We start from the raw sequence: 14,168 nt of genomic DNA on the forward strand, positions 1-14,168 counted from the left end.
TGCATTGCAGCAGAACGCCCAAGGGAGCTTTTGTACCTATCCGACCTGGAATTGGCGAAATGGCCAGCGGCGCTGACGGATAAATTTCCCTACGCACGCCTCGTCTTCTGTTCAGAACAACCAACGAGAGAGCGTGCCGTGGACCTGCAGACCATTCTGGGCAAACTGTTTGCCAGCGCCGACAGCGTCGGCCTCAAGGGCCTCTTCCAGTTCGTCTTCGACGGCCATACCGCGCTCTGGTTCAAGGCCGGCGGCCAAGGGGGCAGCGGCCAGGGCCGACACCCGGCGGCGGATGTGACCATCGAGGTGGCCAGCGGCGACTTCATGAACATCATGGCCGGCAAGGCCAATGTCGAGGAGCTGTTCGCCAACGGCCGGCTGAAGATCGGGGGCAACCTGGGGCTGGCCACGCTGCTGCCCCAGGCGATTCACACGGCGCTACGCGGTACCCGTGCTCCTGCGGTCGAGGCCAATCGACGCTACCCGGCGCGGCCACGCGCCAGCGACCGGCTCTCGGCAAGCCAGGCGCCCCTGCTCGCCATACAACGCCGGCCACGCAGCGGCCTGTCGGTGGAGGAGTTCCGCGAACGCTACATGCGCCATGGCATCCCTGTGGTGATCAGCGACGCCCTGCACGACTGGCCGTTGTTCAGCATCGGCCGCCAGGCCTCGCTGGAGCTGTTCGCCAACCTGCAGGGCATCACGCGCCATGGCGACTACGTGAAGAAGACCTTCTCCACCGAGCGCGACTTCCGCTCCACCTCCATGGCCGAGTTCATCGCCAGCCTGGACGCGCCGGCACCCGCGACCCGCGACGGCCAACCGCCGGCCTACATGGGCAACAACATCTTGCCCACGCAGTTGCTCGAACATATCCGCTACCCCGCCTACTTCGAGCCCGACCAGTTCATCCCGCCGCGCATCTGGATCGGTCCGAAAGGCACCCTGACCCCGCTGCACCGGGACGACAGCGACAACCTGTTCGCCCAGGTGTGGGGGGAGAAGTCCTTCATCCTCGCCGCGCCCCATCACCGCGATGCCCTGGGCTGCTGGGCGACCTCGCCCAACGGCGGCCTGGAAGGCTGCGACGTCGACCCCAGAGCGCCGGACTTCGCGCGCTTCCCAGGGTGCAGAGCAGTGCATTTCATCGAGGTGATCCTGCAGGCTGGCGACCTGCTGTTCCTGCCGGAAGGGTGGTTCCACCAGGTGGAGTCGCGCTCCACCTCGTTGTCGGTGAATTTCTGGGTGGATTCCGGGCGCGGCTGGCAGCGCTCGCCCCTGCCCGAGGTGCAGGCCGGCCATCTGCCGGCTTGATGTGCCTGTCGGCAGCGACTAACGGCTTGGGGGCGCGAAGCGCCCCCATGACAACGATTACGCCAGGTCGAACCGATCCAGCTCCATGACCTTGTTCCAGGCCGCGACGAAGTCTTTGACGAACTTGTCCTTGCCGTCACCGCTGCCATACACCTCGCACAGGGCCCGCAGCTGGGCATGGGAGCCGAACACCAAGTCGACGCGGGTACCGGTCCACTTCACCTGGCCGGTCTTGCGGTCGCGGCCTTCGAAGGTCTCGTTGTCCTCGGAGGTCGGTTTCCACTCCACGCCCATGTCCAGCAGGTTGGTGAAGAAGTCGTTGCTGAGCACGCCCGGCCGGTCGGTGAACACGCCATGCTTGCTGCCGCCGGTATTGGCCCCCAGCACCCGCAGGCCACCGACCAGCACGGTCATCTGCGGCGCGGTGAGGGTCAGCAGTTGGGCCTTGTCCACCAGCAGCCGCTCGGCCTTGACGCTGTAGCGGGCCTTGGAGAAGTTGCGGAACCCATCGGCCAACGGCTCCAGCACGCTGAACGACTCGACGTCGGTCTGCTCCTGGGAGGCGTCCATGCGCCCTGGCCTGAACGGGACGCGGACATCGTGCCCGGCATCCTTGGCGGCCTTTTCCACCGCTGCGTTGCCGGCCAGGACGATCAGGTCGGCCAGGGAGACCTTCTTGCCCGTGGCATTGAAGTCAGCCTGGATCTTCTCCAGCACTTTGAGCACCTTGTCCAACTGTTCGGGCTGGTTGGCCGCCCAGAAGCGTTGCGGCGCCAGGCGCAGGCGCGCGCCATTGACGCCACCGCGCTTGTCCGAACCGCGGAAGGTGGACGCCGCGGCCCAGGCCGTGGCCACCAGTTCCGACACGCTCAGGCCCGAGGCCAGCACCTTGGTCTTGAGCTCGGCGATGTCCTGCTCGCCCACCAGCGGGTGGTCGACCGGCGGGATCGGGTCCTGCCAGAGCAGCTCTTCCTGGGGCATTTCCGGGCCCAGGTAGCGCGACAACGGGCCCATGTCACGGTGGATCAACTTGTACCAGGCGCGGGCGAAGGCGTCGGCCAGCTGGTCCGGGTTGTCCTTGAAGCGGCGGGCGATCGGCTCGTAGATCGGGTCGAAACGCAGGGCCAGGTCGGAGGTCAGCATGGCCGGGGCATGGCGCTTGCTCGGGTCGTGGGCATCGGGGATCTGCCCGGCCCCTTCGCCATTCTTCGGCCGCCACTGGTGGGCACCGGCCGGGCTCTTGGTCAGTTCCCAGTCGAACTTGAACAGGTTCTCCAGGTACTCGTTGCTCCAGCGGGTCGGGGTGGACGTCCAGATCACCTCCAGGCCGCTGGTGATGGTATCGGCGCCTTTGCCGGTACCGTACTTGTTGTGCCAGCCCAGGCCCTGCATCTCCAGGCCCGCAGCCTCAGGCTCAGGGCCGACGTTCTCGGCCGAGGCGGCGCCATGGGTCTTGCCGAAGGCGTGCCCACCGGCGATCAGCGCCACGGTTTCCTCGTCGTTCATGGCCATGCGGCCGAAGGTCTCGCGGATGTCCTTGCCCGAGGCCACCGGGTCGGGGGTGCCGTCCGGGCCTTCCGGGTTGACGTAGATCAGGCCCATCTGCACGGCGGCCAGGGGGTTTTCCAGGTTGCGCCCAGGTGCCTCGTTGCGGCTCTCCTCGCTGCCGTGCAGTTGTGGCTGGGCTACCAGTGGGCCTTCGCCGCTGCTGGCGTAGCGCACGTCACCGCCGAGCCAGGTCGTTTCCGAGCCCCAGTAGACATCTTCGTCCGGCTCCCAGGCATCGACACGCCCGCCGGAGAAGCCAAAGGTCTTGAAGCCCATGGACTCGAGGGCGACGTTGCCGGTGAGGACGATCAGGTCGGCCCAAGAGATATTGCGGCCGTACTTTTGCTTGATCGGCCAGAGCAAACGCCGAGCCTTGTCGAGGCTGACGTTGTCCGGCCAGCTGTTGAGCGGGGCGAAGCGCTGCTGGCCAGAACCCGCACCGCCACGGCCGTCACCGATGCGATAGGTACCGGCGCTGTGCCAGGCCATACGGATGAACAGTGGGCCATAGTGGCCGAAGTCGGCCGGCCACCAGTCCTGGGAGTCGGTCATCAAGGCGTGCAGGTCTTGCTTGAGAGCCTGGAAGTCGAGGCTCTTGAACGCCTTGGCATAGTCGAAATCCGGCTCCATCGGGTCGGACTTGGACGAATGCTGGTGAAGGATCCTGAGATTCAGGTAGTCAGGCCACCAGTCTTGGAGGGTGGGGCCGTCACCTGCGGTTTGATGGAACGGGCATTTCGATTCGTTCGCCATCTGCGTTTACCTTTGGGTCGGTTATCCAGATTTCCGGTCTATGCCAGGTATTCGATCAGCCGAGCACGGTGGCTCATGCCTACCCCTCATCAGGTCTGGTCGGTCTCGCGCCGACACGGGCTTGCGAAGCGCTGGCGGGCGTTGGACGGCAGGTACGGGCACGCCGCCTGCGCGTTTTTCGCGGGGCCAGGGGAAAGACTAGTCGAGCTTGCGCAGAGGTCTAATAGAGCCAGTATTCAGTGGCGATAGCGTCACTCTGTCAGCGCCCCGAAGCGGCACTGCGCAGCCCCCCCAGGGCGTGAGCGACGCTACTTGCGGTGCATCCAGGCGGCGCCCAGGCCGCTGAGGCAGATGATGGCGATGCCCACCAGGCTGGTGTTGTCCGGCATCTGGCTGAAGATCAGCAGGCCCAGCAGCCCGGCGAAGACGATCTGGCAATAGCTGAACGGCGCCAGCAGCGCCGGCGCGGCATGACGGAAGGCCTGGGTGAGCAGCAAGTGCGCGGTCATGCCGCATCCGCCCAGGGCCAGCATCAGCAGCGCATGCTCCCACTGCGGCAGTTGCCAGAAGAACGGCACCAGCGCCGTCATCACCAGGGTGTTGCACAGGCCGGCGTAGAAGTTGCTGGTGGTCGGGCTGTCATGGGCGGCCAGCTTGCGCGTGAGCAACTGGTAGAAGCAAAAACCCAGGGCCGAGCCGAAGGGGAACAGGATCGCCGGGGTGAACATCGCCCCGCCCGGGTGCACCACCACCAGCACACCGATGAAGCCCATCACCACCGCCACCCACTGCCCCAGGCTGACCCGCTCCTTGAGCAGCGGCGCTGACAGGGCCGTGACCAGCACCGGGGCGAGGAAGTTGACCGCCGTCGCCTCGGCCAGCGGCAGGTACTGCAGGCCAGCGGTGAACAGCAGGCTGGTGCTCAGCAGGCTCAGGGCACGCAGGGTCTGCAGCATTGGCCGACGGGTACGCAGCACGCGCAGGCCGGCCTTGGGCAGGAAGATGCCGGCCATCAGCAAGGTATGCACCAGGTAGCGCGCCCAGACCACCATGATGATCGGGTACAGGCCCCCCAGGAACTTGGACAGGGCATCATGGCTGGCGAACAGGAAGGTCGCCATCACCACCAGGGCGATGCCACGTAGCGGATGGTTGACCCCGGACAACGGTGTGCTGGAACTCATGGTGTTCTCGACGACGGCGCGGCCCGATGCTGCGCCTGGGAGGCGCCCTGGCCTGTGCGGGCCTGGGGCATGGGACGGATTCTAGAAGAGATGGAGCGGGATGAGAAACCCGCCAGGCCGTGGGGCCTGGTCCGGGAGCGGTTTCCGTTCGCTGATCGACCAGATTCTGGGGGTTTGGCAAATGTTGGGGCCGCTTCGCGCCCCCAATGGCGGCGGCTGACTACATAGCCACGACACTCTTCAACCGCTGGCTCGCCGGTGCCGGTCGACCATACAGGTAGCCTTGGAAATGCGAGCAGCCTTCGGCGGCCAGGCGCGCCATCTGTTCCCGCGACTCCACGCCCTCGGCGGTGGTCTTGATCATCAGGCTGTTGGACAGCTCGGTGATGGCGCGGATGATCGACATGGCCTCGCGGCTCTCGCACATGTCATGGACGAACGACTTGTCGATCTTGATCCGGTCGAAGGGGAACGAACGCAGGTAGCCGAGCGACGAATAGCCCGTGCCGAAATCGTCCAAGGAAATCGACACCCCCAGGTCCTTGAGCGCACGCAAGGTACGCACGTTCTCCTCGCTGTTGCCCAGCAGCACCGACTCGGTGATCTCCAGCTCCAGCCGATGGGGCGCCAGGCCCGAGTCAGCCAAGGCCAGGGCCACGCTGTGCACCAGGTTGGCGCTCTTGAACTGCACCGGCGACAGGTTCACCGACACGGTCTGCTCGCTGTCCCAGGTGGCCGCCTCCTGGCACGCCAGGTTCAGGGCGCGGGCACCGATCTCGTGGATCAGCCCGGTTTCCTCGGCGATGGGGATGAAGTCCATGGGCATGACCATGCCCCGGGTCGGGTGCTCCCAGCGCAGCAGCGCCTCGTAGCCGGTGACGCTACGGCTCTGCTGGTCCACCACGGGTTGGTAGTGCAGCTGCAACTGCCCCATGTGCAGGGCGGTGCGCAGGTCGGTTTCCACCAGGCGACGCTGACGCGCGGCGACATCCAGCTCGACCTGGAAGCATTCGTAGCGGTTGCGGCCATTGCGCTTGGCCTCGTACAAGGCCATGTCGGCATAGCCGAGCAACTGTTCGGCCTGTTCGTGATCGTCCGGGGCGATGGCGATGCCGATGCTCACGCCGACCGAGAACTGGTGGCCCTCGATGTGGAACGGTGGGCAGACCGCATCGATCAGGCGCTGGGCAGTGCTGCAGGCGGACTCGCGGCTCTCCAGCCCGACCAGGACCACGGCGAATTCGTCGCCCCCCAGCCGTGCCAGGGTGTCGTGCTCACGCAGCTCACGGCGCAGGCGCTTGCCCAGGGCACGCAGCAGCTTGTCGCCGAAGGCATGGCCGAGGGAGTCGTTGATGTTCTTGAAGTTGTCCAGGTCCAGGCACAGCGCTGCGGTCAGCTTGCCGCTGTCGTCGCCACGCACCAAGGCTTGCTTGAGCCGCTCGTGGAAGAGGACACGGTTGGGCAGCCCGGTCAGGGCATCATGATGGGCCATGTGGTGGATCTGGGCATGGGCGGCCAGCTCTTCGGTGGCGTCCTCGGCGATGAACAGCACATAGTCGGCCTGGCCTTCGCGGTTCTGGCTGAGCAGCGCGCGGCTACGCAGGATCCGCAGGCCGCAAGCGGTGTCGACGCGGGTCTCGGCGGCGTACCCCTTGGTGCTGCGCGCACCGCGGGCCAGTTGCTGCTCCAGGTACTGAGCGATGGCCGGTGTCAGGCATTCGTCGGGGCGAAGGCCGACCATGCTCGTCTGCTGTCCGCCGAACAGGCGCTCGGCCTGCTGGTTGGCCAGCAGGATGCGCTGGCTGTCGAGGTCCTGGGCGATGACGCTGGCGGGAATGTTGGCGATCACCGAATCGAGGAAGCGCGACAGGGTGCCGGTCTCCTGGCTGCATCGCTCGGCCAGTTCCTTGGCCTGGACCAACGCCTCCTCGTAGCGGCGGCGCTCGGAGATGTCACGGGTGGTCTTGGCGAACCCCACCAGGCGCCCATCGTCGTCGTGCACCGCGTCGATCACCACATGGGCCTGGAAGGCCGAACCATCCTTGCGCAGGCGCCAGCCAGTGGCCTCGAAGCGACCGGTACGGCGCGCCTGGTCGAGGTTCTGCTCGGGCACCCCGGCGTCGCGCTCGGCCTGCGGGTAGAACAGCGAATAGTGCCGCCCGATGATTTCCTGCGCCTCGTAGCCCTTGGCCCGCTGCGCCCCCGGGTTCCAGTTGGCCACCACCCCCTCGGGGGTCAACAGGCAGATGGCGTAGTCCGCTACGCTCTGGATCAACAACCGGTACATGATGTCGGGACTTGCGACTAGCGACATAGGCTTTACCTGAACCTGCGGCACGCACGGAAACGGATCGCCAGCCCGACAGGGCCGGGCCTGGATGATGACGTGCTGGCATTATGCCGCTTGTCGGATTTTTTTGTGAAGCAGTTCACATAAATCCGTCGCTGCGGCACCACCCGAACCCTGACCGGCGCCGTCAATGACGCGAGGCGCTCACCAGGAAATTCAACAGATCGGGCTCGTCTTCCAGCGCGATCGCCCTCGATGCGCGTGGCAAGCCGGCCAGCACGGCCTTGCAGAACGCCACGGCCACCGGGTCCTGGCGATAGCAGCGCAGCAACCAGTCGCCCTCCCCGCTGCCCAGCAGCGACTGCGCCACAGTCTGGCCGATGCCCTGGCGGCGATATTTTTTCAGGATGAACAGGTCGGCCAGTTCGCTGGCCTCCAGGCCTGGCAGCTCACTGCGCTCGATCAGCACGAAGCCAGCGATGAAGCCGTCCACCAGCACCAGGCTGGCGCTCCAGCCGGGCGACTGCCAGTAGCGCTGCAGGTGTTCGTCGTGGATGTAGAAGCGGCCATCGGCCTCGACGTCCTCCTGTTCCCAGTCGGAGGACTCGTAGGCATAGAACTGGTAGAGGTTGCGGATCAGCTCGGCCTGGTCGGGGTGGGTCTGGAGCAGTTCGATGGAGGCAGGCATGAAGGGCTCGGGGTGGGCAAAGGGGTATTTTACGCCCGCATGCCCTGCGGGTGCCCAGGATTCTCATCCTGGGGCTGCTTTGCAGCCCAGATTCAGGCATGCACCCAGCGACGATGCAGGCCCCGGGCCAAGGCATCGAGCATGAACCCCAACACACCGATCAACAGCACCATGGCCATCAGCTCCGAATAGGCCAGCCGGTCACGAGTATCGAGGATGAAGTAGCCCAGCCCCGCACTGACCCCGAGCATCTCGCACGGCACCAGCACGATCCACAGAATGCCGATGGCCAGGCGCACGCCGGTCAGCACATGACCGATCACCCCCGGGATTATCACCTTGCACAGGGTTTCCCAGCGCGTGGCGCTGAGGCTGCGCGAGAGCTGCAACCAACGCGGGTCGAGCTGGCGTACGCCAGCGGCGGTGTTGAGCAGGATCGGCCACAGCGCGGCGAAGGCCAGGAGGAAGTAGATCGGCTGGTCGCCCACGCCCATCAGCATGACCACCACAGGCATCCACGACAGCGGCGAGATCATCCGCAGGAACTGGAACGCTGGCGTGGTCGCCGCCTCCAGGTGCCGGTAGCTGCCCACCAGCAGCCCCAGGGGCACGCCGATCAGCAGCGCCAGCAGCAAGCCGACCAGGATGCGCTTGAGGCTCACCCAGACATGCCCGTAGACCTCACCCTGACCGAGCAGCTCGACCAGGCTGGCCAGGGTCGCCTCGGGCGAGAAGCGCGCCGACAGGCCATCGGCCTCGCCGAACACGCCGACCCCCGCCCACCACAGCAACAGCAGGGCCGCCAGGCCAGCCAGGCCCAGGGCACCTTGTACGACGTGCTTGCGCATCAGACCGAAAACTCCTCGCTACGCTCGAACCCCTCGGGCTGGCCGAAGGCCGACAGGCCGCCCGCCGCGGCGATGGCGTTGCGCACGAAGCGGTCGTCCACCAGGTCGCGGGCGGTCAGGGTCGGGTCCAGGCCGGCCAGGAAGCTGCTGTCGCCCTCGATCAGCGTGTGCTTCAGGCGCTTGACCAGTTCCTCGGTGTAGCTGGGGAACGGATAGGGCTGGAAATCGATGCGCCTCTCATCCCACTGCTGGTGGCGGATCGCACCGCTGGCGATATAGCCGGCACGGTCCTCGGCGGCAGGCGCCAGCACCTTGCCGAGCACCTGCGGGGTGTGCGGGGTGTACTTGTTGGGGCCGGCCTTGGACAGCAACGCGGCCGCCTCGGCGCGGTGGTCGCGGGTCCACAGCTGGGCCTTGACGATGGCATTGACCACCTTCTGCGACCACTCGGAGCGATTGGTCAGGTCGTGCTCGTGCATGAACACCACGCAGCAGGCATGGTTGCGCCAGACGTCGCCGGTGAAGCGCTGCACACGGCCGACCTTGAGGTCCTCGGCCAGGGCATTGAACGGCTCGGCGACGATATAGCCAGCGATGCGCTTGCTGGCCAGGGCCGGCGGCATGTCCGACGGCGGCAGCACCAGCAGGTTGACTTCACTGCCCGCCAACTGCGCGCTGGCCGGCTTCGACACCGGCGTGAGGCCGTGGTCGCGCAACATCTGCTGCAGCACCACGTTGTGGATCGAGTACCAGAACGGAATGGCCACGGTCTTGCCGCCCAACTGTTTCACGTCGGTAATGTCCGGCGCCACGGTCAACCCCGAACCACCGACGTGGTTCCAGGCCACCACCTTGGCCGGCACCTTGCTGCCATAGCGCGCCCAGACCGTCATCGGCGACAGCAGGTGGATGACGTTGACCTGGCCGGAGATGAACGCCTCGATCACCTGCGCCCAGCTACGCAGCAGCACCGGGCGCTCGGCCTTGATGCCCTCGGCCTCGAACAGGCCATTGTTGTGCGCCACCAGCAACGGCGTGGCGTCGGTGATCGGCAGGTAGCCGATGCGCACCGGCGCGTCCGGCTCGGCGGCGGCGCGCGCCTGCAGGCTCGTCAGCAATGGCAGCGCCCCGGCGGCACTGAGCATGGCGCCGAGCTTGATGAAATCGCGGCGGGAAGTAGAGGAACAGCAGTCATCCATGCACATGGGCAGCCTCCGACGGCAATGGCAAGGGGGAAGAAGAAGGTTCGCTGATGCGGCTTGCCCGCCGAAGGGTCTTGAGGATCTCGATACGCAGCGCGCCCAGTTCCTCGACCCACTGCCCACGCGGTTGCGGCAGGTCGATGTGCCATTGGCCAAGGGTGTGCGCCGGGTGGTTGCCCAGTAGCAGGACCCGGTCGGACAACAGTAGGGCTTCGTCGATATCGTGGGTGATCAGCACCGCCGCCGTCCCGTGGGTGGCGATCAGTTGCAGGAGCAATTGCTGCATGTCGGCGCGGGTCACCTCGTCGAGGGCACCGAAGGGTTCGTCGAGCAGCAGCACCTGCGGCTGGCGCGCCAGGCAGCGTGCCAGGGCGGTGCGCTGGGCCATGCCGCCAGACAGTTGCGCCGGGTACTGGTTGCGCGCATGGGCCAGGCCTACCGCCTCGATGGCATGGTCGATGCGCGCGCGCTGCTCGGCCGCCGCCAGCTTTGGCTGGCGCGCGAAGTCCAGGCCGAAGGCGACGTTCTTCTCCAGGCTCAACCAGGGCAGCAGGCTCGGGTCCTGGAAGGCCACCGCCAGGCGCGGGTGCGGGCCCAGCAAGGGCTCGCCGTGCAGGGCCACGCGGCCACCCTGGGGCTGCTGCAGGCCTGCCAGTACGCGCAACAGGCTGGACTTGCCGACCCCGCTAGGGCCGAGGATGCTCACCACCTCGCCCGGCGCCAGGCTCAGGTCGAACTGTTCCAGCACCGCTTGCCAGCCACCTTCACGCGGGTAGCCCAGGCAGATGTCACGGGCTTCGAGCACTGCCTGGCTCATGCCGCGGCCGCCTGGCGTTGCAGTTCGGCACGCAGTTGCACCAGGCTCGGGGTGACGATCGGCACGAACGCCGACTCGCGCCAGCGGCGGGCGAAGCCGGCGCCATAGGCGTCCAGGTAGGCCTTGCCGCCGCTGGCCTGCAGCTCCAGCTGCACGGCATCGGCAGCGCTTTCGGCCAGGATGATGCGCAACTTGAACAGCGCCGCCGGCTGGCTGACGAAGCGGCCATCGAACAGGCCCTGCTTGAGTGCATCCACGGTATTCTCCAGGCGCTTGGCCAGCACCTGGCGGGCTTCTTCGAGGAACGAACCGCGCCCTTGCAGATGCCCACTCACCTCTTCCAGGGCACGTCGGGCCAGGCCGATGGCCATGCCGCACTGCAACGCCAGGAAGGCCGGCCGCACCTTGGGCAGGAACTCGCGGGCGTTCTCGTGCAGCAGCCAGTCACGGCCCAGCTCGACCTGGTGGAAGGCCAGCGCGGCGGTGTTGCTCGATTGCAGCCCCATCAATCGCAGGTCCTCGGAGCGCTCCACGCCCACCTGAGTGGACGGGATCGCCAGGACGAACGGCGCAGCACCGGCATCCTCTTCGACCGCCGCGGCAACCACGAAACCGCTCTTGCGCAGGTTGGTCACCCAGTGCAGGCGGCCTTCCAGCGTCCAGCCGGCGGCTTGGGGGCGGGCTCGCACCTGCAGGGCCTCGATGCCAGACAGGTACTTCATGGCATTGGACAACCCGGTAGCGCCAGCCAGCTCGCCCTTGAGCAGGTCCGCCAGCAGGCGTTCGCGCAGGGCCAGGTTAGGGCTTTGCAGCAGGTATTCGATGAACGCGCGCTGGCCCCAGCAGACGAAGGCCGCCGCCAGCGAACGGCTGGCGATGGCGGCGATGGCTTCCACCGCGTCGGTGATCTGGCCGCCCGAACCGCCCAAGGCGGGGTCGATGCCCACGCGCAGCAGCTGCGACTCGGCGATATGCCCCAGGACCAGGTGCGGGTCGCACTGGCCCAGGTCGATAGCCTCGGCATTGGCGTCCAGCCATTGTCGAAATGCGGAATCAAGCATGTCCCTTCTCCTTTACGAAACGCGGCCCGAACGGCACCGCGCGCGGCTCACGCCGACGGCTGCCAGCGGTATTTGCCGAGTTCGTCGTTGAGCGGCGTCTGCGCGAACACATTAGCAAAGTTGCACAGGGTTGCGAGGCTCACCCCGAGAATCACTTCCAGGGCGTTGCCCTCGCTGTAGCCGGCCCCGCGAAACGCCGCGTAGGTGGCCTCGCCGACATTGCCACGGGTGGCGATCACTTCGCGGGCGAATTCGGCCAGGGCCTCGTACCTGGCATCGGGCAGCTCGCCACGGGCACGCAGGGCGTCGACCACGTCCTGAGGCAGCTTGGCCTTGTTCAGGGCCACGGCGGTGTGGCCGGCCACGCAGAAGTCGCACCCGTGGTGGGTGGCGGCGATCAGCTGTACCACCTCGCGCTCGGCCAAGGACAGCTGCGACTTGCCGTTGAGCGCCGAGACGGTGACGTAGGTTTCCAGCGCCGCAGGGGCGTTGGCCAGGATACCCAACAGGTTGGGGATGAAGCCGGAGTTCTTCAGGGCGTTCTCGAGGAACGGACGCGCAGCTTCCGGGGCGCTCTGCAGAGTGTGTAGAGTAATGCGCGAGGACATGGCGTGGTCTCCTTTGGTGGGGGGTGCGTACAGTCTGTTGGTTATAAGAATTACCCTCCATATTCATCAGTCGCCTTTCCTTGCTCCTGAGTCTTTGCATTAGATGATTTCATCCTGCCATCCTGTCGATTGGTTATTAGAGAGCCTGGAGCTCGATGCCAGCCTGTTCCATGTCGGCCGCTACTGCGGCGGCTGGCACGCCAGCACCCAAGGCATGGGTCGGGCGAGCTTCCACCTGGTGGTGCAGGGGCACTGCTGGCTGCACATCGACGGGCAACCCGGGCCCATACGGCTGGAAAGCGGCGATGCGGTGTTCCTGCTGCGCGACCTGGCCTATCGGCTGTCTGGCGACGAAGACCCGGCCAGCGCCTGTGCCCAACCACGCCAGACGATGCAGCCACTGGACAGCGAAGCCGGCGACGGCGTTGGCCTGGTCTGCGGCTTTTTTCATTTTCGCTCGGGGTTGTCGTCGCTGATCGTCGAAGGCTTGGCCGACTGGATCCTGTTGCGCGCCGCAGAGCCTGCGGGGCATGCCGCACGCTCGCTGTTCGAGCTGATCCTCGAGGAGTGCCGGCGCACGCCCACGCCGTCGCAGGCGCTGCTGGAGCGCTTGACCCACCTGTTGTTCCTGTATGTATTGCGCCAGCAGGTACACGCCGGGCGATCCTTGGGTGGGTTGGTCGCCCTCGCCCGCCAACCGGCCTTCGCGGCGTTGCTGGAGCAGTTGATCGCGCAGCCCGGTCAGGCCTGGCACCTGGAAAGCATGGCGGCCTGCACGGGGTTGTCGCGTTCAGCGTTCTTCAAGCGCTTCAACGAGCTGGCGGGGCAGTCGCCCGGCCGGGTGCTGCTGGCCTTGCGCATGCGCCATGCCTGCCAGTTGCTCAAGGCGGGGAATACCGTGGAGCAGGTGGGGGCGCAGGTGGGGTATCAGTCGGTGGCGGCGTTTACCCGGGCGTTCGCCAAGGCGGTGGGGGTGCAGCCGGGAGCGTACCGCAAGCGGCATGAGGCCCGGGCGGGCTGAAGACATCTGGGGCCGCTTGACTGACCTCGAGGCAACCCCACAGGGCCGGTACTGCCATTACCCTTACACCTGGGTAACCGCGATCTCCCCCCCGCTCCCCTTGCCTTCCCGCCGCTCACTCATCCACTCATTGACCTTCACTCCGAACTCCGTCGGGGCCTTGCGCCCGAAACGCCGGGCCAGGTCGAGGATGGTCTGCTGCGCGAGCGCCTCTTCCATCCGCTTCTGCGCCCCCAGCATCACGGCATGGATGGCGCAGGTACCCTCGGTCGCCCAACCTGGCGCCGCGCCTTCGAACAGCGTGCAGCGCTCGCGGATTTCGCGGCAGTCGAAGATCTTCTTCGGCCCATCGATGGCGGTGACGATGTCGAGCACGGTGATCTCGTCGGACGGCCGCGCCAGACGAAAGCCCCCGCGCACGCCTTCGGTGGCGGCCACCAACCCCGCGCGCGCCAGCTTGGTGAAGACCTTGGCCAGGTACTCCTGGGGCACCCCCTGCAACTCGGCCAGGTCGCGCACGCTGGACTCGCGGGTATCGCCACGCTCGTCCACCAGGAACAGCAGGCAATGGAGGCCGTATTCGACGCCGGCACTGTATAGCGACATGTCAATCTCCGACTAATTTTGTCGTAAATACTACGCCTTCTCCTGCCGGCGAGCAAAGTGCCTTGGCGCCATCCGTCGTCTTTCTCGGCTCACGATACAGCCCTGTAAGCCAGGAAATACAGCATTATCGAAGGGGCCAGCGGGGCATGCAGGAAGACCTTCGGCGAAAAAAAAAGACTTGCCGTCACAAACTACGATCAATACAGTCGTAGTTATTCGGCAGGTACA

The 14,168-nt window shown here is 66.3% G+C and carries 12 protein-coding genes; 2 read left to right on the plus strand and 10 right to left on the minus strand.

Annotation, left to right across the window (positions count from 1 at the left end; all coding sequences use genetic code 11):
• The first annotated feature begins 138 nt into the window (after nt 1-138).
• Nucleotides 139-1,314 (plus strand): cupin-like domain-containing protein, encoded by a 1,176-nt coding sequence (locus WCE05_RS00100; RefSeq protein WP_253080328.1) that lies wholly within the window; start codon nt 139-141, stop codon nt 1,312-1,314.
• A gap of 57 nt (nt 1,315-1,371) precedes the next feature.
• Here the strand turns inward: WCE05_RS00100 and katG are convergent, their stop codons facing one another.
• The 9 genes from katG to WCE05_RS00145 all read right to left on the minus strand — a co-directional run bounded on the left by katG (nt 1,372) and on the right by WCE05_RS00145 (nt 12,313).
• Nucleotides 1,372-3,615, minus strand: a complete 2,244-nt coding sequence (katG, locus tag WCE05_RS00105; protein WP_368815232.1) for a catalase/peroxidase HPI — start codon at nt 3,613-3,615, stop codon at nt 1,372-1,374.
• A 308-nt stretch (nt 3,616-3,923) separates the two neighbouring features.
• Nucleotides 3,924-4,799 (minus strand): DMT family transporter, encoded by an 876-nt coding sequence (locus WCE05_RS00110; RefSeq protein WP_225789692.1) that lies wholly within the window; start codon nt 4,797-4,799, stop codon nt 3,924-3,926.
• Between the two features lie 220 nt (nt 4,800-5,019).
• On the minus strand, nt 5,020-7,113 hold the full coding sequence (locus WCE05_RS00115; RefSeq protein ID WP_368815233.1) for an EAL domain-containing protein: 2,094 nt from the start codon (nt 7,111-7,113) through the stop codon (nt 5,020-5,022).
• Between the two features lie 163 nt (nt 7,114-7,276).
• Nucleotides 7,277-7,777 (minus strand): GNAT family N-acetyltransferase, encoded by a 501-nt coding sequence (locus WCE05_RS00120; RefSeq protein WP_368815234.1) that lies wholly within the window; start codon nt 7,775-7,777, stop codon nt 7,277-7,279.
• Between the two features lie 92 nt (nt 7,778-7,869).
• Complete coding sequence (locus tag WCE05_RS00125) at nt 7,870-8,625, minus strand: ABC transporter permease (protein WP_253080329.1); 756 nt, start codon at nt 8,623-8,625, stop codon at nt 7,870-7,872.
• Nucleotides 8,625-9,830 (minus strand): ABC transporter substrate-binding protein, encoded by a 1,206-nt coding sequence (locus WCE05_RS00130; RefSeq protein WP_368815235.1) that lies wholly within the window; start codon nt 9,828-9,830, stop codon nt 8,625-8,627. The genes WCE05_RS00125 and WCE05_RS00130 overlap by 1 nt, the downstream gene beginning before the upstream one ends.
• Entirely contained in the window at nt 9,817-10,644 is an 828-nt protein-coding gene (locus WCE05_RS00135) for an ABC transporter ATP-binding protein (protein ID WP_225789697.1), read from the minus strand. The genes WCE05_RS00130 and WCE05_RS00135 overlap by 14 nt, the downstream gene beginning before the upstream one ends.
• Nucleotides 10,641-11,705: an acyl-CoA dehydrogenase gene (locus WCE05_RS00140; RefSeq protein ID WP_368815236.1), complete on the minus strand. Its 1,065-nt coding sequence runs from the start codon at nt 11,703-11,705 to the stop codon at nt 10,641-10,643. Before WCE05_RS00140 ends, WCE05_RS00135 begins: the two co-directional genes overlap by 4 nt.
• A 47-nt stretch (nt 11,706-11,752) precedes the next feature.
• Nucleotides 11,753-12,313 (minus strand): carboxymuconolactone decarboxylase family protein, encoded by a 561-nt coding sequence (locus WCE05_RS00145; RefSeq protein ID WP_225789699.1) that lies wholly within the window; start codon nt 12,311-12,313, stop codon nt 11,753-11,755.
• Between the two features lie 103 nt (nt 12,314-12,416).
• On the opposite strand from WCE05_RS00145, the gene WCE05_RS00150 reads away from it, so the two are divergent.
• Nucleotides 12,417-13,334 carry an AraC family transcriptional regulator gene (locus WCE05_RS00150; RefSeq protein ID WP_225789700.1) on the plus strand — a complete coding sequence of 306 codons (918 nt, stop codon included), beginning with the start codon at nt 12,417-12,419 and terminating at the stop codon, nt 13,332-13,334.
• 63 nt (nt 13,335-13,397) lie between these two features.
• Here the strand turns inward: WCE05_RS00150 and WCE05_RS00155 are convergent, their stop codons facing one another.
• On the minus strand, nt 13,398-13,940 hold the full coding sequence (locus WCE05_RS00155) for an Rrf2 family transcriptional regulator (RefSeq protein ID WP_225789701.1): 543 nt from the start codon (nt 13,938-13,940) through the stop codon (nt 13,398-13,400).
• Nucleotides 13,941-14,168 lie beyond the last annotated feature (228 nt).

This window comes from Pseudomonas sp. I2 (genome assembly GCF_040984075.1).
Lineage (GTDB): Bacteria > Pseudomonadota > Gammaproteobacteria > Pseudomonadales > Pseudomonadaceae > Aquipseudomonas > Aquipseudomonas guariconensis_B.